The sequence below is a fragment of the Pseudomonas fitomaticsae genome, assembly GCF_021018765.1.
GTDB lineage: Bacteria > Pseudomonadota > Gammaproteobacteria > Pseudomonadales > Pseudomonadaceae > Aquipseudomonas > Aquipseudomonas fitomaticsae.
Window position 1 is genome coordinate 4,275,488 of the sequence record NZ_CP075567.1, and the last position, 20,541, is coordinate 4,296,028.

The 20,541-nt window shown below is 60.9% G+C and carries 19 protein-coding genes; 10 read left to right on the forward strand and 9 right to left on the reverse strand.

What is annotated here, in order from left to right; all coding sequences use genetic code 11:
- The first annotated feature begins 71 nt into the window (after nucleotides 1-71).
- Nucleotides 72-254 (forward strand): hypothetical protein, encoded by a 183-nt coding sequence (locus KJY40_RS19235; protein WP_230731825.1) that lies wholly within the window; start codon nucleotides 72-74, stop codon nucleotides 252-254.
- On the opposite strand, the gene KJY40_RS19240 is transcribed toward KJY40_RS19235, so the two are convergent.
- Complete coding sequence (locus KJY40_RS19240) at nucleotides 251-1,312, reverse strand: AI-2E family transporter (protein ID WP_230731826.1); 1,062 nt, start codon at nucleotides 1,310-1,312, stop codon at nucleotides 251-253. The two genes, KJY40_RS19235 and KJY40_RS19240, sit on opposite strands and share 4 nt — an antisense overlap.
- 156 nt (nucleotides 1,313-1,468) lie before the next feature.
- Between KJY40_RS19240 and trhP the strand changes: the two genes are divergently transcribed.
- The gene (gene trhP / locus KJY40_RS19245; RefSeq protein ID WP_230731827.1) at nucleotides 1,469-2,797 is read left to right on the forward strand and encodes a prephenate-dependent tRNA uridine(34) hydroxylase TrhP; all 1,329 of its coding nucleotides are present in this window, start codon (nucleotides 1,469-1,471) and stop codon (nucleotides 2,795-2,797) included.
- A gap of 6 nt (nucleotides 2,798-2,803) precedes the next feature.
- On the opposite strand, the gene KJY40_RS19250 is transcribed toward trhP, so the two are convergent.
- A complete protein-coding gene (locus KJY40_RS19250; RefSeq protein ID WP_230731828.1) occupies nucleotides 2,804-3,667 on the reverse strand; it encodes a LysR substrate-binding domain-containing protein in 864 nt (287 codons plus the stop codon).
- A gap of 101 nt (nucleotides 3,668-3,768) precedes the next feature.
- On the opposite strand from KJY40_RS19250, the gene KJY40_RS19255 reads away from it, so the two are divergent.
- Nucleotides 3,769-4,662, forward strand: a complete 894-nt coding sequence (locus tag KJY40_RS19255) for a DMT family transporter (RefSeq protein WP_230731829.1) — start codon at nucleotides 3,769-3,771, stop codon at nucleotides 4,660-4,662.
- 12 nt (nucleotides 4,663-4,674) lie between these two features.
- On the opposite strand, the gene KJY40_RS19260 is transcribed toward KJY40_RS19255, so the two are convergent.
- Nucleotides 4,675-5,391, reverse strand: a complete 717-nt coding sequence (locus KJY40_RS19260) for a FadR/GntR family transcriptional regulator (RefSeq protein WP_230731830.1) — start codon at nucleotides 5,389-5,391, stop codon at nucleotides 4,675-4,677.
- A gap of 365 nt (nucleotides 5,392-5,756) precedes the next feature.
- Between KJY40_RS19260 and KJY40_RS19265 the strand changes: the two genes are divergently transcribed.
- Nucleotides 5,757-7,103 carry an MFS transporter gene (locus KJY40_RS19265; protein WP_230731831.1) on the forward strand — a complete coding sequence of 449 codons (1,347 nt, stop codon included), beginning with the start codon at nucleotides 5,757-5,759 and terminating at the stop codon, nucleotides 7,101-7,103.
- A 14-nt stretch (nucleotides 7,104-7,117) separates the two neighbouring features.
- Complete coding sequence (gene gudD / locus KJY40_RS19270; RefSeq protein WP_230731833.1) at nucleotides 7,118-8,461, forward strand: glucarate dehydratase; 1,344 nt, start codon at nucleotides 7,118-7,120, stop codon at nucleotides 8,459-8,461.
- Here gudD and KJY40_RS19275 read toward each other — a convergent pair.
- Nucleotides 8,458-9,333: a LysR family transcriptional regulator gene (locus tag KJY40_RS19275; RefSeq protein WP_230731836.1), complete on the reverse strand. Its 876-nt coding sequence runs from the start codon at nucleotides 9,331-9,333 to the stop codon at nucleotides 8,458-8,460. The two genes, gudD and KJY40_RS19275, sit on opposite strands and share 4 nt — an antisense overlap.
- A gap of 160 nt (nucleotides 9,334-9,493) precedes the next feature.
- Between KJY40_RS19275 and ampC the strand changes: the two genes are divergently transcribed.
- Entirely contained in the window at nucleotides 9,494-10,660 is a 1,167-nt protein-coding gene (ampC, locus tag KJY40_RS19280; protein ID WP_230731838.1) for a class C beta-lactamase, read from the forward strand.
- A gap of 73 nt (nucleotides 10,661-10,733) precedes the next feature.
- Here the strand turns inward: ampC and KJY40_RS19285 are convergent, their stop codons facing one another.
- The 3 genes from KJY40_RS19285 to KJY40_RS19295 form a co-directional block, all read right to left on the reverse strand.
- Entirely contained in the window at nucleotides 10,734-11,300 is a 567-nt protein-coding gene (locus tag KJY40_RS19285; RefSeq protein WP_230737728.1) for a DUF4174 domain-containing protein, read from the reverse strand.
- Nucleotides 11,301-11,512: 212 nt separating this feature from the next.
- Nucleotides 11,513-12,298, reverse strand: coding sequence for a sulfite exporter TauE/SafE family protein (locus KJY40_RS19290; protein ID WP_011335062.1), 786 nt, complete (start codon nucleotides 12,296-12,298; stop codon nucleotides 11,513-11,515).
- 95 nt (nucleotides 12,299-12,393) lie between these two features.
- Nucleotides 12,394-13,143 (reverse strand): hypothetical protein, encoded by a 750-nt coding sequence (locus tag KJY40_RS19295; RefSeq protein WP_007951597.1) that lies wholly within the window; start codon nucleotides 13,141-13,143, stop codon nucleotides 12,394-12,396.
- 246 nt (nucleotides 13,144-13,389) lie between these two features.
- On the opposite strand from KJY40_RS19295, the gene KJY40_RS19300 reads away from it, so the two are divergent.
- From KJY40_RS19300 to KJY40_RS19310, 3 genes are all read left to right on the forward strand, one after another.
- The gene (locus tag KJY40_RS19300; RefSeq protein ID WP_230731842.1) at nucleotides 13,390-14,538 is read left to right on the forward strand and encodes an aldose epimerase family protein; all 1,149 of its coding nucleotides are present in this window, start codon (nucleotides 13,390-13,392) and stop codon (nucleotides 14,536-14,538) included.
- A 90-nt stretch (nucleotides 14,539-14,628) separates the two neighbouring features.
- Nucleotides 14,629-15,450, forward strand: coding sequence for an aldo/keto reductase (locus KJY40_RS19305; RefSeq protein ID WP_230731844.1), 822 nt, complete (start codon nucleotides 14,629-14,631; stop codon nucleotides 15,448-15,450).
- 29 nt (nucleotides 15,451-15,479) lie between these two features.
- A complete protein-coding gene (locus KJY40_RS19310) occupies nucleotides 15,480-15,950 on the forward strand; it encodes a DUF1810 domain-containing protein (protein WP_230731846.1) in 471 nt (156 codons plus the stop codon).
- On the opposite strand, the gene KJY40_RS19315 is transcribed toward KJY40_RS19310, so the two are convergent.
- The gene (locus tag KJY40_RS19315) at nucleotides 15,915-18,275 is read right to left on the reverse strand and encodes a DNA polymerase II (RefSeq protein WP_230731847.1); all 2,361 of its coding nucleotides are present in this window, start codon (nucleotides 18,273-18,275) and stop codon (nucleotides 15,915-15,917) included. The genes KJY40_RS19310 and KJY40_RS19315 overlap by 36 nt on opposite strands.
- Nucleotides 18,276-18,464: 189 nt before the next feature.
- Here KJY40_RS19315 and KJY40_RS19320 point away from each other — a divergent pair, with 189 nt between their 5' ends.
- Nucleotides 18,465-18,905 (forward strand): CBS domain-containing protein, encoded by a 441-nt coding sequence (locus tag KJY40_RS19320; RefSeq protein WP_007959054.1) that lies wholly within the window; start codon nucleotides 18,465-18,467, stop codon nucleotides 18,903-18,905.
- Here KJY40_RS19320 and KJY40_RS19325 read toward each other — a convergent pair whose 3' ends face one another.
- Complete coding sequence (locus KJY40_RS19325; RefSeq protein WP_230731848.1) at nucleotides 18,906-19,529, reverse strand: glutathione S-transferase N-terminal domain-containing protein; 624 nt, start codon at nucleotides 19,527-19,529, stop codon at nucleotides 18,906-18,908.
- Nucleotides 19,530-20,541 lie beyond the last annotated feature (1,012 nt).

Here is a 20,541-nt window from a genome sequence, read left to right on the forward strand (position 1 = left end):
CGAAAGCGTTGATTGTCCCTGAAACGGCCAATTCCCTAAGGTAGCTCCATAGATTGATGGAGGTACTTTTCATGGCTCAGGTTCAAATCATGTCCGTTGTCGGCAGCGCCGTTCCCGCATCGCTCAGAGAGCTGGGCCTGCTCGCCTGCTGGTATCTGGTGCGCGACGGCGAGCCGGTCAGTGGCCCGCTCACGTCCTTGCCGGCGGCGCAGGCACTGTCGCAACAACTGCTCAACAGCCCGTTCAAGGCTTAAGGCAGCTGCACTTTCGGTTTGGTCTCGATGAACAGCGCCCAGCTCGACATGAACAGCGCCGCTATCAGCGGCCCGATCACGAACCCGTTGAGACCGAACACCGCCAACCCGCCCAGGGTCGAGATCAGGATCATGTAGTCCGGCATCCGGGTATCCTTGCCCACCAGGATCGGACGCAACAGGTTATCCACCAGACCGATCACAAACACCCCGAACAACCCCAACACTACACCCTGCCAGATCATCCCGCTGAGCAGGAAGTACACCGCGACCGGCACCCAGACAATCCCCGCCCCCACCGCCGGCAGCAACGACAGAAACGCCATCAACACCGCCCAGAGCAACGCACTGGGAATGTCGAGAAACCAGAAAATCGCCCCGCCCAACGCACCCTGCGTGATCGCCACCAGCAGATTGCCTTTAACCGTGGCGCGCACCACCCGGTTGAATTTCAGCTGCAAACGGCGCTTGTGATGCTCCTCCAGCGGTATCGCCGTGCGCACCTTGCGCGCCAGTTCGGCGCCGTCGCGCAGAAAGAAAAACAGCAAATACAGCATGATGAAAAAACTCACCACGAAATCGAACGTGCCCTGGCCGAAGCTGAACGCCTGGCTCGCCAGCACCTGACTGCCCTGCATCGAGGCCTTGACGATCTTCTCGCGCAAGGCATTGAGTTCACCCATGCCGAAGCGGTCGAGCAAATGCTGAAAGTATGGCGGCAGACTGTGTTTGAACTGCGCCAGATAGGCGCCGATGTCGAGCTTGCCGCTTTCGATATTGTCGTAAAGCGTCGCCCCTTCCTGCACCAGCAGCACGCTGATGACGATCACCGGCAAGATCGCGATCACCAGGCAGATGCTCAATGTACACAGCGACGTCAGGTTGCGTTGCCAGCCGAATTTCAGCTGCAACTGGCGTTGCATCGGTGCGAACAGGATGCCGAGAATCACCGCCCAGAACACCGCGCCGTAGAACGGCAACAGGATCCAGATAAAGGCGACCGTCACCAGAAACAGCAGCACGGTGAGGGATTTGAATTGCAGACTCTTTTGGTTCATGTCCGGTCCAGATCAGTCGGGCGCCACCCGCGCCCGTCCCGTTTAGTCAGCCGCCATCAGCGCGAGTGCCCTGTTTCTTCATGGAGCATAGATCCAGATCAATAAACCCTCGGCGCAACTGCTCTACCCTGCCGCGCTTTTGCGACCGACGCCGCCATGACGACCTCCTTCACCCCCGAACTGCTCGCCCCCGCCGGCACCCTGAAAAACATGCGCTATGCCTTCGCCTACGGGGCCGATGCGGTGTATGCCGGCCAGCCGCGCTACAGCCTGCGGGTGCGCAACAACGAGTTCGATCACGCCAACCTGGCACTCGGCATTCGTGAAGCACAGGCCCAGGGCAAACGCTTCTACGTGGTGGTCAACATCGCGCCGCACAACGCCAAGCTGAAAACCTTCCTCAAGGACCTGGCGCCGGTGATCGAGATGGCGCCGGACGCGCTGATCATGTCCGACCCCGGCCTGATCATGCTGGTGCGCCGGCACTTCCCGCAGATGCCGATCCACCTGTCGGTGCAGGCCAACACGGTGAACTGGGCGAGTGTCGAGTTCTGGCAACAGCAGGGGCTGAGCCGGATCATCCTGTCCCGTGAATTGTCGCTGGAAGAAATCGGCGAAATCCGCGAGCAAGTGCCGGGCATGGAGCTGGAAGTCTTCGTCCACGGCGCGCTGTGCATGGCCTACTCCGGCCGCTGCCTGCTCTCGGGTTACATGAACAAGCGCGATGCCAATCAGGGCACCTGCACCAACGCCTGCCGCTGGAAATACACGGCGACGGAGGCCGGCGAAAACCAGCTCGGCGAAATCGTGCAGACTTTCGAACCGCAACCGACCCTAGGCCTCGGCGCCCCCACCGACCAGGTGTTCCTGTTGCAGGAAGCCAACCGTCCCGGCGAACTGATGCCGGCATTCGAAGACGAGCACGGCACCTACATCATGAACGCCAAGGACCTGCGCGCGGTGCAGCACGTCGAGCGCCTGACCCGCATGGGCGTGCACTCACTGAAGATCGAGGGCCGGACCAAATCGCACTTCTATTGCGCACGCACCACCCAGGTCTACCGCCGGGCCATCGACGATGCGGTGGCCGGTCGCGAATTCGACCGCAGCCTGATGACCGATCTGGAATCCCTCGCCCAGCGCGGCTACACCGAAGGTTTCCTGCGCCGCCATGTGCATGACGAATATCAGAACTACCAGAACGGCAGCTCGGTGTCGGAGCGTCAGCAGTTTGTGGGCGAGTTGACCGGCGAACGTCGGGACCGGCTGGCCGAGGTCAAGGTGAAGAACCGCTTTGCACTGGGCGATCATCTGGAACTGATGACGCCCAAGGGCAACTTCCATTTTGATCTGCATGAATTGCAGAGCCTTAAAGGCGAAGCCATTGACGTGGCGCCGGGGGACGGGCACACGGTTTATCTGCCGATTCCGGATGCGGTGGATCTGCGCTTCGGCTTGTTGATGCGCGACGTGAGCGGAGCCTGATCCGGCTCAGACAAACTCCTCGCGCAGCATCGCCACAAACGCCTCACGCGCCGGGTGCACCCCGGCGTTTTCATGCCAGTAGAACAAGTTGTCGATGGCCGTCAGTTCCGGGAATTCGTAACCCGCACACCCCGCGCCTTTGGCGTATTGCTCGAATACGCCTTTGGGCACCAGCGCCACGCCGGCGCCGGCACTCACACAACCGACAATCGCCCCGTAACTGGCCAGACTGACAATCGGCAGTGCCAGCCCCTGACGCAACAGCCAGTGCTCCAGCGCAGCGCGATACGGACAGCCTTGCGGCCACATGAACACGGTTTTGTCCTGCAAATCGTCGAGGTCGCGCACCGGCCCGAACGAGGTCGATGCGATCAGCAGCAATTCTTCGCGATACATCGGTGTGCGTTTGAGCTGCGAGCGCTCGACGTCCACCGCAACGATGGCGCCGTCCAGACGATGCCTGACCGTATCGTCGAGCAGTTGCCCCCAGGTGCCGGTGGTCAGTTCCAAGGCCACGTTCGGATAGCGTTTGTGAAATTTCGCCAGCAAGCGCGGCAGCCGCCCGGTCGCCGAAGATTCGATGGCGCCGATACGCAGCGGCCCGGACGGCTCGGCAGCGGGATCGACCGCGCGCTTGGCCTCAACCGTCAGCGCCAGAATTTTCTCTGCATAAGCGAGAAAGGTCTGCCCCGCGGGACTGATCCGCAGCCCGCGCCCCTCGCGCAGAAACAGCGCCACCCCCAGTTCCGCTTCCAGGGATTTTATCCGCGCCGTGATATTCGACGGCACGCAAAACAGCTTTTCAGCGGCTTTGGCGATGCTGCCGACCTCGGCCACGGTCTTGAACATGCGAATCTGCGCCAGCTCCATAATTCGTCACTCACAGTGAATGGTTGGCGCAGTATAAGTCAGTTGTGGCGAATGATTGGGCGCCCGGATACTCGGCGCATCAATCACACGGTGCCTCGCTCATGCCTTCCACTTCGCCTTTGAAAATCCTGTTGGCCATGGCATTCGTCGTCGGTTGCTGGGCCTATTCGCCGACCGGCATCCACATCGGCCTGCAAGCCTACGACCCTGGTCATCTGGCCTTACTGCGGTTTCTGCTGGCGTCGCTGTTCATGGCGGTGATTGCGGGTTTCAAGGGCATTCACCTGCCGCGCCTGCAGGATTTGCCGCTGTTGTTTGCCCTGGGCTTCTTCGCCGTCAGCCTGCACCACGTCGTGCTGAACATTGGCCAGCAAAGCGTCAGCGCCGGCGCGTCCAGTGTGCTGGCGCAATCGACGCCGCTGTTCAGCACACTGCTGGCGCGGTTTCTGTTCAAGGATCGGGTCAGCGCCTGGCGCTGGGGTTGTGTGCTGCTGGGATTCGTCGGCGTGGTGATCGTGGTCAGCGGCGATCGCGGCCTCGGCAGCCTCGACGCGCATGGTTTGTTGATTCTGCTGGCCGCCGTTTCGTGGAGTGTTTATTTCGCTCTGCAAAAACACCACGCCCGGCGCTACGACGGGCTGACGCTGGTTTGTTACACGGTGTGGTCCGGCACGCTGTTGCTGTTGATCTACTTGCCGGGGCTGGCCGACAGCGTGGCCAGTGCGCCACTACGGGTGCAATGGGCGGTGCTCGGCCTGGGCGTGTTTCCCAGCGCCCTCGCCTATCTGGCATGGGCATTCGTGCTCAAGCATGTGGATCTGAGCCGGGCGACGATGACGCTGTACCTGATTCCGCCAACCGCCATGGGCATTGCTTCCGTGGGATTGGGCGAACGACCGACGTTGCTGGTGCTGGCGGGTTCGGCGGTGGTGTTGATCAGTGTGCTGGCGTTGAATCTGGAACGCCCGGCGGTGGTGCGGGCCATTGAGACTTGAGTTGCGACACCGTTATGCGCCGCCTGCTGAAAAGCGGTCACGACTGTTGGTCAGGTGCAGCCACATCGCCGCGCGCGCGGCGTCCGGGTCCTGACGCTTGATCGCGTTGAGGATTGCCTCATGCTCAAGATTCGCCAATTGCCCGAGCTTGCTCAAATCCACCGCCCCGCGCTCGGCCGCATTGACCCGCGTGCGCGGAATCATTGCGCTGCCCAAGTTCTGCATGATCTCGGTGAAACAGACATTACCGGTGGCTTCGGCAATCAGCAGATGGAAGCGCCGGTCGGCCTCGACGCAACTGTCATTGTTGGCCAATAGACGCTGGTAGTCGTCCAGTGCCTGGCGCATCTGCAGCAGTTGTTGTTCGCTGCGGCGCTGCGCGGCCAGTGCTGCCGCTTGCGTCTCCAGGCCCATGCGCAATTCGAGAATGCTGCGCACCCCCAGCGCGGTGTCGACATTCAGTCGCAGCCCCTGCTCCGGCGCGCGCTCGATCACGAACGTGCCGATGCCGTGCCGCGTCTCCACCAGTCCCGACGCCTGCAATTTGGAAATCGCCTCACGCACGACGGTGCGACTGACGCCGTGTTCCTGAACGATCGAGTTTTCCGACGGCAACTTGTCACCGGGCAACATCTGGCCGAGCAGGATGCTCTGGGTCAGTTTTTCCACCAGGTCATGGGCCAGGTTGTGCGCGCGTTTGCGGGCGGGAGCGTCGAGGTCTTCTTGCATGGTCGGTTCCGGTGATCGGGGCAAGCCGATCGTAGCACTGCGGGCAATGACTTGTATGAGCTCCTATGATTTCAGACGCTCAGCTTGTATGACAACAAGCGATTTTCGATAGAAAACTTTAACTGGTTTCACGCCAGCACTGCACATCCGCTGGCTTGGCACTCTGCACCCCAGGCCGTAGGCACCCTTTAAAGCCCAACAAATACGGCACTTTCAATCCAGAAAAGCATAAAAACCCTCCGACGTAGACAAATTTGATTGAGCACTCCCGCTTGTAGGACAAAAAATTCTAGTTGTATGATGTCTATCAACAACGCAGCACCCAGCCACACCCCGCATAAAAATAACGAGTGGGAGAAAACCTAGTGAAATCATCCATTGCCGGGATGAACGAGGGCGCCGATTCCGTGCTGTCCTCCGCCATAACCAAAGTCAAACGCCACGTCCTGCCGCTGTTCGTCATCATGTTCATCGTCAATTACATTGACCGGGTGAACATCGGCTTCGTCCGCACCCACATGGAACACGACCTCGGCATCGGTGCCGCGGCCTACGGTTTCGGTGCCGGGCTGTTCTTCATCGGTTACGCGCTGTTCGAAGTCCCCTCCAACATGCTGCTGCAAAAGGTCGGCGCGCGAATCTGGCTGACCCGCATCATGCTCACCTGGGGCCTGGTGGCCGCCGGCATGGCGTTCATCCAGAACGAAACCCACTTCTACATCCTGCGATTTCTGCTGGGCGTGGCCGAGGCCGGGTTCTTTCCCGGGGTGATCTATTACTTCACCCGCTGGCTGCCGGGGGCCGAACGCGGCAAAGCGATTGCGATTTTCTTGAGCGGTTCGGCCGTGGCCTCGCTGATTTCCGGTCCGTTGTCCGGCCTGTTGTTGCAGATTGAAGGTCTGGGCATGCACGGCTGGCAATGGATGTATTTCATTGAGGGGATGTTCTCGGTCTGCCTGTGCGTATTCGTCTGGTTCTGGCTCGACGCCAAACCCCACGACGCCAAATGGCTGACCCGTGCCGAGCAGGATGCACTGGTCAAAGCCATCGACGATGAGCAGAAGGCCCGCGAAGCCGCCACCCCGGTCCGGCCGTCGCTGGGCAAACTGCTCAAGGATCGCCAGATCATCCTGTTCTGCCTGATTTACTTCTTCATCCAATTGACGATCTACGCCGCGACGTTCTGGCTGCCGAGCATCATCAAGAAAATGGGCGAGATGAGCGACTTCCAGGTCGGCCTGTTCAACTCGATTCCATGGCTGCTGTCGATCATCGGCATGTACGCGTTCGCCTCGTTCTCGGCGAAGTGGAAACACCAGCAGGCGTGGGTCGCCACGGCGCTGTTGATCGCCGCTGCGGGGATGTTCATGTCCACCACCGGCGGGCCGATCTTTGCCTTCGTCGCGATCTGCTTTGCTGCGCTGGGTTTCAAATCCGCGTCTTCGCTGTTCTGGCCGATTCCGCAGGCCTATCTCGATGCACGGATCGCCGCTGCCGTCATCGCGCTGATCAACTCGGTAGGCAACCTCGGCGGCTTCGTCGCCCCAACCACTTTCGGCCTGCTGGAACAACACACCGGCTCGATTCAGGGCGGCCTCTATGGTCTGGCCGCGACCTCGATCATCGCCGCGATCATCGTGTTCGCCGCCCGCATGACACCCAAATCCGCACCTGATCTCGCCGTGGCCGATGCCGCGCCGAAACACGCTTGAAAGGACAATCCCAAATGACCGCACACGACATCGCCAAAGCCCCGATCATCACCGAGATGCAAATCATCCCGGTGGCCGGCCACGACGGCATGCTGCTCAACCTGAGCGGCGTCCACGGGCCGTTTTTCACCCGCAACATCGTCATCCTCAAGGACAACGCCGGCCACACCGGCGTCGGTGAAGTGCCCGGCGGCGAACGCATCCGCCAGACGCTGGAAGACGCCCGCAATCTGGTGGTCGGCAGCCCGATCGGCACGTATCAGAAGATACTCAACCAGGTACGCCAGACCTTCGCCGACCGCGACGCCGGCGGTCGCGGCCTGCAGACGTTCGACCTGCGCATCACCATTCACGCGGTCACCGGGCTGGAAGCCGCCCTGCTCGACCTGCTCGGCCAGCACCTCGACGTGCCGGTGGCCGCGTTGCTCGGCGAAGGTCAGCAGCGCGATGAAGTGAAGATGCTCGGTTATCTGTTCTACGTGGGCGATCGCCGGGAAACCGACCTCGCCTACCGCAGTGAACCGGATGCCGACAACGACTGGTTCCGCGTGCGTCACGAAAAAGCCATGACCGCCGACGCCGTGGTGCGTCTGGCCGAGGCTGCCCACGCGCGCTATGGCTTCAAGGACTTCAAGCTCAAGGGCGGCGTGCTCAGCGGCGATGCCGAAATCGAAGCGGTGACCGCACTGGCCGAACGCTTCCCCGATGCCCGTATCACCCTCGATCCGAACGGCGCGTGGTCGCTGAAAGAAGCGATCCGTTTGTGCCGCGACCAGCATCATGTGCTGGCCTACGCCGAAGACCCGTGCGGTGCGGAAAACGGCTATTCGGGCCGTGAAGTGATGGCAGAATTCCGCCGCGCCACCGGGCTGAAAACCGCCACCAACATGATCGCCACCGACTGGCGCGAAATGGGTCACGCGATTCAATTGCAGTCGGTGGACATCCCGCTGGCCGACCCGCATTTCTGGACCATGCAGGGTTCGGTGCGGGTAGCGCAGATGTGCCACGAATGGGGCCTGACCTGGGGCTCGCACTCCAACAACCACTTCGACATTTCCCTGGCGATGTTCACCCACGTCGCGGCCGCCGCGCCGGGCGACATCACCGCCATCGACACCCACTGGATCTGGCAGGACGGCCAGCGCCTGACCAAGGCACCGCTGCAAATCGTCGACGGCTGCGTGCAGGTACCGAAGAAGCCGGGGCTGGGTGTGGAACTGGACATGGATCAAGTGGCCAAGGCCCACGAACTCTATAAAGGCATGGGGCTCGGCGCGCGGGATGACAGCGTGGCGATGCAGTTTCTGATTCCGGGCTGGACGTTCGATAACAAGAAGCCGTGTCTGGTGCGCTAGACCTGCGCAGCCTCCAGCAGCCAGTGTCTGAACGCCGCCATCGCCGACGTCTCCGGCCGTGACTGCAAGCGCGTCAGCCAATAGCTGCCGGTGGTGATTTCGATGGCAAAGGGTTGGCGGATCAGGTCCGCCGCCAGTTGCCGGGCAAACATCAACGGCGGCGCCAACGCCACCCCACCGCCCTGCAACGCCGCCTCCATCATCGCCAGCGACGAGTCGAACACAATGCTCTGGGGCGGCGCGGCATGGGTCGCCAGACCGGCCGCGTGAAACCACTCCGGCCACTCATCGGTGCGATAGGAACGCAGCAAACGCTGCTGCAAAAGATCCCCCGGCGCGTGCAGTTGCCGGGCGATTTCCGGCACGCAGAGCACCGACAACGGCGCCTCCAGCAAACGGGTCGCCTCGATGCCGTGCCACGCCCCGGCGCCAAACCGGATCGCGTAATCCAACCCTTCGGCGGCGACGTCCACCCGATTGTTGTTGGTCGACAGTCGCAAATCTATGAGCGGATGTTTCGCCTGAAAGTCCGCCAGCCTCGGCAACAACCATCCCACGGCGAAGGTGCCCACCGCGCCGACCGTGAGCATTTCCCGATATTGCCCGCCCGCCAGACGCTCGAGCATCTGCGCGATATGATCGAACGACGTGGTCAGCACCGGCAGCAGGGTTTCGCCCTCGCCGGTCAGCATCAGCCCACGGGGCAGGCGTTTGAACAGGATCACGCCGAGTTGCGCTTCCAGGCTTTTCACCTGATGGCTGACGGCAGCCTGGGTTACGCACAACTCCACTGCGGCACGGGTGAAACTCAGGTGGCGCGCGGAAGCTTCAAAAGCGCGTAATGCATTCAACGGCAATTGAGGTCGAATCATGCCAGGTCCCAAATTTTTCTAATGGCTCGTCCGAGTTTTCATCGTTTGTCGAATGACGCCGGACTGCCTAGATTTGGCGGCGCCGATCAGTCGGCCCGACGGAAAACGCTCGCAGTGTAGCGGGATAACACCATCAACACTCATGGAGAGTGGTTCAAGCATGCCTTCGATCAACCTGAACAAACTCAAGTCCTTCAGCGCTTTCGGACTCTTCTTCGGCGCCGCCACTTGCCTGGCCGCCCCGCAAACCGACGATCAGTTGCAGGCGCTGGTCAAGGCCACCGTGACCCCGGTCATGCAGCAACAGGACATCGCCGGTCTGGCCGTGGCGGTGACCGTCGATGGCAAGGCGCATTACTTTAACTACGGTGTCGCCGACAAAAGCACCGGGCAAGCGGTGAGTGAAAACACCCTGTTCGAAATCGGCTCGGTGAGCAAAACCTTCACCGCGACCCTCGCCGCCTACGCCCAGGCCAGCGGCAAACTGGAGTTCTCCGACAAGGCCAGCCAGCACTGGCCCGAGCTGAAAGGCAGCGCCTTCGACCACATCAGCCTGCTGCAACTGGGCACCTACAGCGCCGGCGGCCTGCCGCTGCAATTCCCGGAGGCTGCGGATTCTGCCGACAAAATGCTCGGCTATTACCAACAGTGGAAACCGACGTATCCGGCCGGCAGCCATCGCCTGTATTCCAACCCGAGCATCGGCCTGTTCGGTTACCTGGCCGCAAAAAGCCTGGGCCAGCCATTCAATCAGGTCATGACCGAAACCCTGCTGCCGAAACTCGAGCTCAAGCACACCTTCCTGTCGGTACCGGCGTCTGAACAAAAGCTCTACGCCCAGGGCTATGACAAGAACAACAAACCCGTTCGAGTCAGCCCCGGCGCCCTCGACTCCGAAGCCTACGGCGTGAAAACCAGCGCCGCCGACCTGCTGCAATACGTCCAGGCCAACCTCGACACCGCCAGACTCGAAACGCCCCTGCAAAAAGCCATCGCCCTCACCCACACCGGCTACTACACCGTCGGCGACATGACCCAGGGCCTGGGCTGGGAACGCTACGTCTACCCGATCAGCCTCGACCGCCTGCTGGACGGCAACTCGACGCCAATGGCCATGGAACCGCACAAGGTCAAATGGCTCAACCCGCCACAGCCTGAACCGGCAAACGTGCTGCTGAACAAGACCGGTTCCACCGCTGGCTACGGCGCGTATGTCGCGTTCGTGCCATCGAAGAAAGTCGGGATCGTGATTCTGGCGAACCGTAATTACCCGAATGGAGAACGGGTGAAGATTGCGCACAGGATTCTGGGGGAGTTGACCCGGTAATCACGCCATAAAAAACGGGCGACCTGAGAGGGTCGCCCGTTTTTTCTTTTCTGATCACCCCTGAATCAGAACATCAATCATCCGGCATTTCCGGCGGCTTGGCCGGTTTGGTCGGCTTCGCTGGCTTTGTCCCTTTCGCGCCTTTGGCCGGCGCCGGTTCTGCAGCAGCCGGGGCCGTGACCACAGTGGAAGTAGTTTCTTTCTCGGCGGCAGGCAGCGCATCAATGGTGTCGAAGATCTTCTTCAGGTCGACCGTCGCAGCTTCATCCCCCGAAGCCGTCAGTTTGGTCTCGCCATCCTTGCCCACCAGAAAGACCTTCGGATACGCCCCGGCGCCCAGCTTCAGCGAGCGCAGCAGCGCCATGGTTTGCTGCTGCTCGAGGCTTTTGCCATCGACCTGACCGCTCATGCTCAGGATGGTGTAAACCTTGATCTTGCGGTCGGCGATGCCTTGTTTGTTGGCCGGGTCGTCCAGCGCTTTTTTCAGGCTGACCCAATAAGAATCGACCGTACTGGAAGCGATCACGATCACCGGGCGGTTGATGCCCTTGTCGACGTCCAGAGGGGAATCGCCGTCGGCGGCGAACAGGGGGCCGGCAATCGCCAGCAAGAGTGTCAGGGTCAGTGACCTGATGAGCATGCGCATCTCCTTTTGATATTCACGCTCTAATGATTGCGCATCGCGGCGATTGTTCCGGAGGGTGCCCGGCAAAAGTGTTTCGCCTTGCCCAAAGCTTAGGTCAGCACCGATTTTGCGCAACCGGACGGGCGCGATCCTGTCGCCCATTTGTTTACCTTTTATGACCGCGTCAGCCAGACGCTTGAGCCTTCAGGGTCATGGATGCTCGCCGATCAGAACGCCAGCTTGTAACCGATCAACACCAGCATCGTCGCCAGGCACGGGCGCAGCAGTTCATCGGAGACGCGGCCGGTCAGGTGGCTGCCGAGCCAGATGCCCGGCAACGAGCCGACCAGCAGAAAGCCCAGCACGCCCCAGTCCATGTTGCCCATGCTTGCGTGGCCGAGGCCGGCGACCAGGGTCAGCGGTACGGCGTGGGCGATTTCGGTGCCGACCAGGCGGCGGGTCGGCAGCAGCGGATAGAGGATGAACAGTGCGACGGTGCCGAGAGCGCCGGCGCCGATGGAGGTCAGGGCGACCATGGTGCCGAGGATCAGACCGGTGATCACGGTCATGACGTTGAGGCGCGCACCGCTGGGGTTGTAGTTGCCGCCGGCACGTTTGTGGGCGAACTCCAGCAGGCGCTTCTTGAACAGAATCGCCAGCGCCGTGGCGAACAGCACGAAGCCCAGCGCTTGCTTGATGATGGCGTTCATCGCGTCCGGCGCGGTGTGCAGGGTGCTGAGGAACCACAAGGTCATCGCCACCGCCGGCACACTGCCCAGGGTCAGCCAGCCGGTGATGGCCCAGTCGATGTTCTTGTTCTTCCTGTGGACCAGCACGCCGCTGGATTTGGTGATAGCCGCGTACAGCAGATCCGTGCCCACCGCTGTGGCTGGATTGATACCGAACCACAGCAGGATCGGCGTCATCAACGAACCGCCGCCGACACCGGTCATGCCAACGATGAACCCCACGACCAGCCCGGCAATCACCAGGCCGAAATTTGCCAATTCCATTAAGACGTCCAGACAAACCACAGGAAAATCCGGCCCGCAGCATAACCAGTTTTCTTATAACGCCCTATATCGATAGGATCTATCGTTATGCCATTTCACTGCACTGGCAAAAAATTCAAAAACAGCAGGCTCTGGGCGTAATTCAGGCCGATGCGCCGATACCGCTCGTCGAGCATCTGGGTCAGCAGATCCAGACGCGCCACGACTTTGCCGAACTCCGTGGCGAAACTCAGGTTACTGCCCTCCTCGGAAATCTCGTTGGAGAACAGCAGCGGCTGGCCTTCCTTGTTCTGCCGCTGGGCGAGGATCCACGTGGCCTTCTCGATGTTGCGCGCGGCGTTGTTGACGAAGGTCGGGTTGATCGCATCGGTCATGTAGAACTCGGTGCGGTTGCCGTGAGCGGTGACCAGCATGCTGCCGATCGCATAGATGAACGCACCGACCCGGTCGCCGAGGAATTCAGGACTCATGGCATAGCTCAGCGCGGCCAGGTCTTTTTTGCCACCGAGGGTCGGCAGCGGTTGTTGCTGTTCGATGGCCAGGCGCACTTGTTTGACCGCGGTCTTGACGTCGAGAAAGCCCGATTTGCGCAGCTCTTCAGGGTTGCGCAGATACAGCTTGCCCATCAGCCGATAGAGACTGTCGAGGTTGTCGCGCATCGCCAGTGTGGCCATGCGGTCGACGCTGGTCTGGAGAAATTCCTGAGGCCTGCCCTCGCGCATCTGAGTGATGAAATTGTTGCCGTCCTGATGGCTGCAACCGCCGAGCAACAGCGTCGACAAAAAGGCCAGCAGCAGGCACGGGCGATGAATGAATGCAGCGATGGGGTGCAAAACTCTCGGCATGAATTCTTTGACGGACACGTTCCTGTGCGGCGGAAGTCACCGCACCCTGGCCATGGATAGAGCCGGGGATTTCGCAAAAGTGCAGTGCCGGCGTGGATTCCCGACCTTCGGCGCAATCTGCCCCAGCAATTTAGTCCGACTTTATTTTTGCTTTAATCGTTTCATCCGCTATAAATCTTCACGCAATCGTTAATTAGCATGACTATTAAGAGATTTTCAAAACAACAACAAAAAGGAAGGTCAACCATGCTTCAATCCCGACACTCACTCTGCGGCCTCGGACTGTCCCTGATGATCGCCACCCTCTGCGCCCAGGCCGCCGGCCTGTCCAGCGAACACAAAGCCTTCGGCAAGACCAATGACGGCACGCCCGTCGAGCAATACATCCTGCGCAACAGCCACGGCATGCAAGCCACGGTCATCACCTACGGCGCGACCTTGCAGGCGCTGCAAGTGCCGGACAAACACGGCAAGCTCGACGACATCGTCCTCGGCTTTGACGATGTGCAGGGTTACCAGAAAGGCACCGCGTACTTCGGCGCCACCATCGGCCGCTTCGGCAATCGCCTGGCCGACGGCGCCTTCGAACTCGACGGCAAGCGCTACCAAGTGCCGCAGAACGACAAGACCAACGCCTTGCACGGCGGCACGCAGGGCTTCGACAAGAAGGTCTGGAAGGCGAAGGAAACCAAGGACAAGGATTCAGTCGGCGTGACCCTGACGTATCTGTCGGCGGATGGTGAGATGGGTTTCCCCGGCAACCTCACCACCGAAGTGACCTACCGCCTCACCGACAGCAACGAGCTGCGCATCGACTACAAGGCCAGCACCGACAAACCCACGGTGCTCAACCTGACCAACCACAGCTACTTCAACCTCGCCGGCGCCGGCAATGGCGACATCCTCAAGCAAGTCGTCACCCTGCACGCCAGCCATTACACCCCGGTCACCGCCAAGCTGATCCCGACCGGTGAACTGGCCCCTGTGGCCGGCACGCCGATGGACTTCACCAAACCCACCGCCATCGGCCAGCACATCAAGGCCGATCACCCGCAACTGAAATTCGCCGAAGAAAAACACGGTGGTTTCGATTTCAACTGGGCGCTGGACACCAAGGGTGACGTCAGCAAACTCGCCGCCGAAGTCAGCGACCCGCAATCCGGTCGCCACTTGCAACTGTTCACCAACGAACCGGGCGTGCAGTTCTACACCAGCAACTTCCTCGACGGCACGGTCAAGGGCAAGGGTGGCAAGGTTTATCCGCACTGGGGCGCGTTCACCCTGGAAACCCAGCACTACCCGGACTCACCGAACCAGCCGAACTTCCCGAGCACCCGCCTCGATCCCGGCCAGACCTACACCCAGAGCGTGGTGTTGAAGTTTTCCGCCAAGTAAGCACCTGACCTCCTTTCTGGAACCGGACGGAACCCGTGGGCTATCCTGCTGCCCACCCAAGGTATCGACCGTTTCAGAAAGGAGGTTTGAATGCGTACCCTCGAATTGGCTGGCGTGCAGGTTCCGGTGATCGGCCAGGGCACCTGGCGCATGGGCGAAGACCGCTCGGCGCACAAGCGTGAAGTCGCGGCCCTGCGCAGTGGCATCGAGCTGGGCATGACCCTGATCGACACCGCCGAAATGTACGCCGAGGGCGGTGCCGAAAGTGTGGTCGGCGAGGCCATCGCCGGCCTGCGTGATCAAGTGTTCCTGGTGAGCAAGGTCTACCCGCACAACGCCAGTCGCAAGGGCATTCCCCAGTCCTGCGAGCGCAGTCTGCGCCGGCTCGATACCGATTACATCGATCTTTACCTGCTGCATTGGCGCGGCCAGTATCCACTGGAAGAAACCGTCGAGGCGTTCGAACGTCTGCGCGAGGACGGCAAGATCGGTCGCTGGGGCGTGTCGAACTTCGACGTCGACGATCTCGAAGAACTGTCTTCATCGGCCTGCGCAACCAATCAGGTGCTGTACAACCTGGAAGAGCGCGGCATCGAATTCGACCTGCTGCCGTGGTGCCAGCAACAGCGCATGCCGCTGATGGCGTACTGCCCGATCGGCCAGGGCGGCGCCATGCTTGCCGAGCCGGTGCTGAAACAGATTGCCGCTCGTCACGGCGTGACCCCGGCACAGGTTTCGCTGGCGTGGATTCTGCGTCAGGATGGCGTGATTGCGATTCCCAAGGCCGTGCGCCCGGAACACGTGCAGCTCAATGCACAAGCGGCGCAGCTGCAACTCGAGGCCGGGGATCTGGCGGCGCTGGACCAGGCGTTTCACGCGCCACAACGCAAGCAGCGGCTGGCCATGGTCTGAGCCACCGCCGACTGACAGAGGGCTTCGCCATGAGAAGCACTGATCAGGACGATCCATTCAACCTGCAACGCTTCGTGCTCGCCCAGGACCCGGTATTCGAACGGGTCCAGCGCGAGCTCGACGAGGGCCGCAAACGCAGCCACTGGATGTGGTTTGTGTTCCCGCAGTTCGCCGGGCTCGGGGGCAGCGAGATGTCACGGCGGTTCGCGATCAACTCGGCGCCGGAAACCCGCGCCTACCTCGACCACCCTTTGCTCGGCGCCCGGCTGCGAACCTGCACGCAGTTGGTGCTGAACGTGCAGCAGCGTTCGATTGCCGAGATCTTCGGCCACCCGGACGACCTGAAATTCCACTCATCGATGACCCTGTTCGCCCAGTTCGCCGACGAAGACAGCCTCTGGCATCAGGCGCTCGAGCGTTATTTCCACGGCATTCAGGACGAATGGACCCTGCAACTGCTGGACTCAAAACAGGCCCAGTTGCCCCCCGATCAGGGTTGAGAAATCGTCGTCGACAAACGGCAGGATCGCATCCGCCACCGGTTGCAGCTGGCGGGTGATGTAGTGGTCGTAGTCGATGGCCGCGCGACGCACTTCCAGCGGCTCGGGCCCGGCCAGAGTAATGACGTAGCTGATCCAGCCGCCGTTCTGGTACTGGCGTGGGCGACCGTGCTGCGCGTTGTAGTCGTCCGCCAGTCGTGCGGCGCGCACGTGGGGCGGCACGTTGCGTTCATAGTCGTCGAGAGTCCGGCGCAGACGCTTGCGGTAGACCAGTCGCTCGTCGAACTCGCCAGCCAGGGTCTTGCGCACGTACTCGCGCACGTAATCCTGATACGGCTTGCGCTGGAAGATCCGCTCGTACAGCTCCTGCTGGAATTGCCGGGCCAGCAGCGACCAGTCGGTGCGCACGGTTTCCAGGCCTTTGTAGACCATTTCTTCGCTGCCGTCGGCGCGGGTCACCAGACCGGCGTAGCGCTTTTTGCTGCCCTCTTCCGCGCCACGGATGGTCGGCATCAGGAAGCGTTTGTAGTGGGTTTCGAACTGCAACTCCAGGGCGCTTTCCAGCCCGTACTGCTCGCGCACATGCTCGCGCCACCAATCGTTGACGTGCGCAACCAGCGCCCGGCCAATGGTCGCCGCCTCTTCCTGACCGTGGGGGCGACGCAGCCAGACGAACGTCGAGTCGGTGTCACCATAGATCACCGCGTGGCCCTGGGCCTCGATCAGCTGGCGGGTGCGCAGCATGATTTCGTGGCCGCGCAGGGTGATGGAGGACGCCAGTCGCGTATCGAAGAACCGGCAACCGCTGGAACCGAGCACGCCGTAGAAGGCGTTCATGATGATCTTCAGCGCCTGGGACAACGGCGCATTGTGTTCGCGCTTGGCGGTCTCGCGACCCTCGGCGACACGGGCGACGATGGACGGCAGGCAATGCCGGGTGCGAGAGAAACGAGCGCCGCGAAACCCCGGCACCGAGTCGCTGTCATCGGGATGCTGCAAGCCTTCGATCAACCCCACCGGATCGATCAGAAAGGTACGGATGATCGACGGATAAAGACTCTTGTAGTCGAGCACCAGCACCGATTCGTACAGCCCCGGTTGCGAGTCCATGACAAACCCGCCGGGGCTGGCCTGCGGAGGATTGGTGCCGAGGTTCGGCGCCACAAAACCCTGACGGTGCATCAACGGCATGTACAAATGCGTGAATGCCGCCACCGAGCCGCCGCTGCGATCCGCTGGCAGGCCGGTGACGCTGGCGCGCTCCAGCAAAAACTTCAGCAGCTCGGTCTTGGCGAAGATCCGCGTGACCAGTTCGCAGTCCTTGAGGTTGTATTTGGCCAGCGCCGGTTTGTCCTCGGCGAACATGCGGTTGATCTCGTCCATGCGCTGGTACGGGTTGTCGATCGATTTGCCTTCGCCGAGCAAAGTCTGGGCGACGTTTTCCAGACTGAACGAGGGGAAACTCCAGGTCGCCGACCGCAGGGATTCAATGCCGTCGATGATCAGCCGTCCCGCCGCTGCCGCGAAGTAATGATTGCGGCTGCCGTGTTCGCGCCACTGCATTTCCTCGCCGCCGCGCCCGAGCTTGAGCGGAACACCGAGGCGCCGGGCGTGTTCATGGAGGATCCGTAGGTCGAACTGCACGAGGTTCCAGCCGATGATCGCGTCGGGGTCGTGGCGGGCAAACCACTCGTTGAGTTTCTTGAGGATCAGGGTCCGCGATTCGCAGTACTCGAGGTCGAAGTCGACGATGCTGTGATCGCCGTTCGGCGCACCGAGCATGTACACCTGGCGCTCGCCGCAGCCTTCCAGCGCGATGGAATACAACTCGCCCTGCTCGGTGGTTTCGATATCCAGCGAGACCAGCCGCAGTCGCGGTCGATAGTCGGGTGCAGGCTTGAGGTGCGCGTCGAGCAGCACACCGTCGGCATCGGGCGTGCCGCTGAACCACACCGGCGCGGTGATGAAACGCTCCATCAGGTAGCGCTCGGGCGGTCGCACGTCGGCTTCGAAGACATCGACACTGTGACGGTTGAGCGCGGTTTCCAGACGCATCAACTGACCGTGCTGCTGACAATACAGACCGAGCACCGGGCGATGCTCGAAATCCTGCAAAGCGAGGGGGCGCAGTTCGACGTTCTTTTCGTCCGCCAGCACCCGCTCGGCCTGCTCGCGCTGCGCCGCCGGGATGAACGCCACCGACGGCTGATGCGGCAGGCGCACACGGCGCGGCCCGGCGTCGGTCGCCAGCCAGAACTCGACTTCGGTGCCGGCCGGGGTGTCGCGCCAATGCCGGGTCAGGACGAAGCCCTGCTGTAAATCCACCACTGCGACCTCAAGAATTGATTCAGACGGGCATTCTACGCGGCATTACTGAAACCCGTGGCAAAGGCCTCGCCATGAAAAACCCCGTCAAATGACGTTTTTTGCGTGTTATCTGCCGTTTTGCGGCCTTGCTCTGCGCGCCTGCGTCTACGATGCTTGAAGAACAACGACAACACCTGAGTAACCGCCATGAAAACCGTCGCCCAGCTGCTCAAGCTCAAAGATCAGAAAAATCAGGAAGTGCACCAGATCAAACCCGATCACATGGTGCTCGAAGCACTGATGAAAATGGCCGAGAAGAACGTCGGCGCCCTGCTCGTGGTGGAAGACGACAAAGTGGTCGGCATCATCAGCGAGCGCGATTACGCACGCAAACTGGTGCTGCACGGGCGCTCCTCGGTGGGCACGCCGGTGCGCGACATCATGGTGGCGAACGTGATCACGGTGGACACCCACCAGACCGTCGACACCTGCCTTGGCATCATGTCCGACAAACGCCTGCGTCACTTGCCCGTGGTGGAGGACGGCAAGCTGATCGGCCTGCTGTCGATCGGCGACCTGGTCAAGGAAGCGATTGCCGAACAGGCCGAGCTGATCAAACAGCTGGAGCAGTACATTCGCGGGGAGTAATCAGCCGGGCCAATGCCGCGCAAAGACCGGCGCCAGCACCGGGTGCCGGTCGATGCGTTGCAGCCACGCATGGAAACCGGGTCGGGCCTGGCGCAGGTGTTCGCGGGCACCGGCCCAGCGCGTGACCACCGCTGCCAGCACATCCAGCGCCCCCGGTGTTTCATCATCCAGATACAGCTCGGCGGAGAACTGGTCGGCGAACACCTCCCAGGTCCAGTGCAGTCGCTCCCGCGCACCCGCCATCAGATTCTGTCGCGAGGCCTCGTCCGGCATCACCAGCCAGCGTTCCGGGTAATCAATGATCCCGATGGCCGCATAACAATTGCTGACGATGTACACCAGGCCCCGAATCGCCTGATCGCGGTCAGCGCCGTTGGCCGGCAGCAGGCCGGATTGCGCAAAGCTTTGCCCCAGATGAATCAGGATCGCCGCACTTTCGGTGATCGCACTGCCGTCCGGCAGTTGCAGGGTCGGGATCTGTTTGAGCGGATTGAGCCGCGCCAGCTCCTGCGCCGCTTCCGCGCTGGCCTCGATATCGATGAAGCGGTAAGCCACCTGGCACAGCTCGAGCGCCGCCTCGATGGCCGCCGCCCCTGAATTGCGATGTCCGTAGAGCTGATACATATCCCCTCCTCCACTGCGAAAGGCATCCTGCCTGGCCCTATTTATAGCTGTTGTATCGAATTTGGCACGGATTGCGCATTCATCGGCAGCTTGCGAATCCCTGATCTCGCAAAACAGCGCTGGCGGTGCCCATCCCGCACCAAGAGCAATCAGCGAACGCTATCCGCGTTCTTGTAAGGTGCGATACCGAACCAAAAGTTCGCGTATCCGAGCTGGCAACAAGGAGTTCACCGCGTGAATCTTCATCTGCTGCGCCACACTCTTCTCTCCGTGCCCCTGTACCTACGCCGTGTTCGTCCTGCGAACAGTCCGTACATCCCTTTTATTACCTGAACGCCTGCACTATTTATTTTTTAAATAGCACGCAAGAAGTCATTGCGTGCGCGCTGCATTAATGAATGCAACAACACATTGTTCGACAATAACTTCAAGACAGCACACTGCTACAACTTTCGCTGTTCGGCGTTAATGTCCGAAGCGCACCAAAACTGCACTTTCAATCATTACGCCGAGCCCGACTTTATTTAGAAAAAAACAAGGAACATCGCCTGTGACCCGCTAAAACACTGACCCGCACCAAATCAGTCCGCCACGCACCATCACGCGTCCTGGCCGACACGAGAACAGCCGCTCTATCTCGCTGAACAGCGCGATACCGCGCCCGGCCTGTCTCGCCCTGAAAAAAGCCCTGCAAACAGGGCCGTCGGGAGGTTATGCGCCCATGAAAACCGGCGTTTCCGATGAAACTTATATAAATGCGACATACGTATCATCCGTGAAATAACCGCTACACATTTGTTTACTGTTTGGCACAGCGGTTGCTATTGCATCAACCATGAGGGCAAGAATGACATTCGCCACTCAGTCATAAAAAAACAGCCACGGACCGGATCAATGAACCATCGAAGTCGGCATTACTGAAGCAACAAGCTGCACAAGCCCTGTTCAATAGATAGTTCAACTATCGGCTTCTGCACACCCATATGAAAGTTGCGCCCACTCACTCGAACAA

What these genes read in the sequence shown, in the direction of transcription:
- KJY40_RS19235 (WP_230731825.1), top strand. Translation starts at nt 72, where the DNA reads ATGGCTCAGGTTCAAATCATGTCCGTTGTCGGCAGCGCCGTTCCCGCA.
- KJY40_RS19240 (WP_230731826.1), bottom strand. Translation starts at nt 1,312, where the DNA reads ATGAACCAAAAGAGTCTGCAATTCAAATCCCTCACCGTGCTGCTGTTT.
- trhP (WP_230731827.1), top strand. Translation starts at nt 1,469, where the DNA reads ATGACGACCTCCTTCACCCCCGAACTGCTCGCCCCCGCCGGCACCCTG.
- KJY40_RS19250 (WP_230731828.1), bottom strand. Translation starts at nt 3,667, where the DNA reads ATGGAGCTGGCGCAGATTCGCATGTTCAAGACCGTGGCCGAGGTCGGC.
- KJY40_RS19255 (WP_230731829.1), top strand. Translation starts at nt 3,769, where the DNA reads ATGCCTTCCACTTCGCCTTTGAAAATCCTGTTGGCCATGGCATTCGTC.
- KJY40_RS19260 (WP_230731830.1), bottom strand. Translation starts at nt 5,391, where the DNA reads ATGCAAGAAGACCTCGACGCTCCCGCCCGCAAACGCGCGCACAACCTG.
- gudD (WP_230731833.1), top strand. Translation starts at nt 7,118, where the DNA reads ATGACCGCACACGACATCGCCAAAGCCCCGATCATCACCGAGATGCAA.
- KJY40_RS19275 (WP_230731836.1), bottom strand. Translation starts at nt 9,333, where the DNA reads ATGATTCGACCTCAATTGCCGTTGAATGCATTACGCGCTTTTGAAGCT.
- ampC (WP_230731838.1), top strand. Translation starts at nt 9,494, where the DNA reads ATGCCTTCGATCAACCTGAACAAACTCAAGTCCTTCAGCGCTTTCGGA.
- KJY40_RS19285 (WP_230737728.1), bottom strand. Translation starts at nt 11,300, where the DNA reads ATGCTCATCAGGTCACTGACCCTGACACTCTTGCTGGCGATTGCCGGC.
- KJY40_RS19290 (WP_011335062.1), bottom strand. Translation starts at nt 12,298, where the DNA reads ATGGAATTGGCAAATTTCGGCCTGGTGATTGCCGGGCTGGTCGTGGGG.
- KJY40_RS19295 (WP_007951597.1), bottom strand. Translation starts at nt 13,143, where the DNA reads ATGCCGAGAGTTTTGCACCCCATCGCTGCATTCATTCATCGCCCGTGC.
- KJY40_RS19300 (WP_230731842.1), top strand. Translation starts at nt 13,390, where the DNA reads ATGCTTCAATCCCGACACTCACTCTGCGGCCTCGGACTGTCCCTGATG.
- KJY40_RS19305 (WP_230731844.1), top strand. Translation starts at nt 14,629, where the DNA reads ATGCGTACCCTCGAATTGGCTGGCGTGCAGGTTCCGGTGATCGGCCAG.
- KJY40_RS19310 (WP_230731846.1), top strand. Translation starts at nt 15,480, where the DNA reads ATGAGAAGCACTGATCAGGACGATCCATTCAACCTGCAACGCTTCGTG.
- KJY40_RS19320 (WP_007959054.1), top strand. Translation starts at nt 18,465, where the DNA reads ATGAAAACCGTCGCCCAGCTGCTCAAGCTCAAAGATCAGAAAAATCAG.
- KJY40_RS19325 (WP_230731848.1), bottom strand. Translation starts at nt 19,529, where the DNA reads ATGTATCAGCTCTACGGACATCGCAATTCAGGGGCGGCGGCCATCGAG.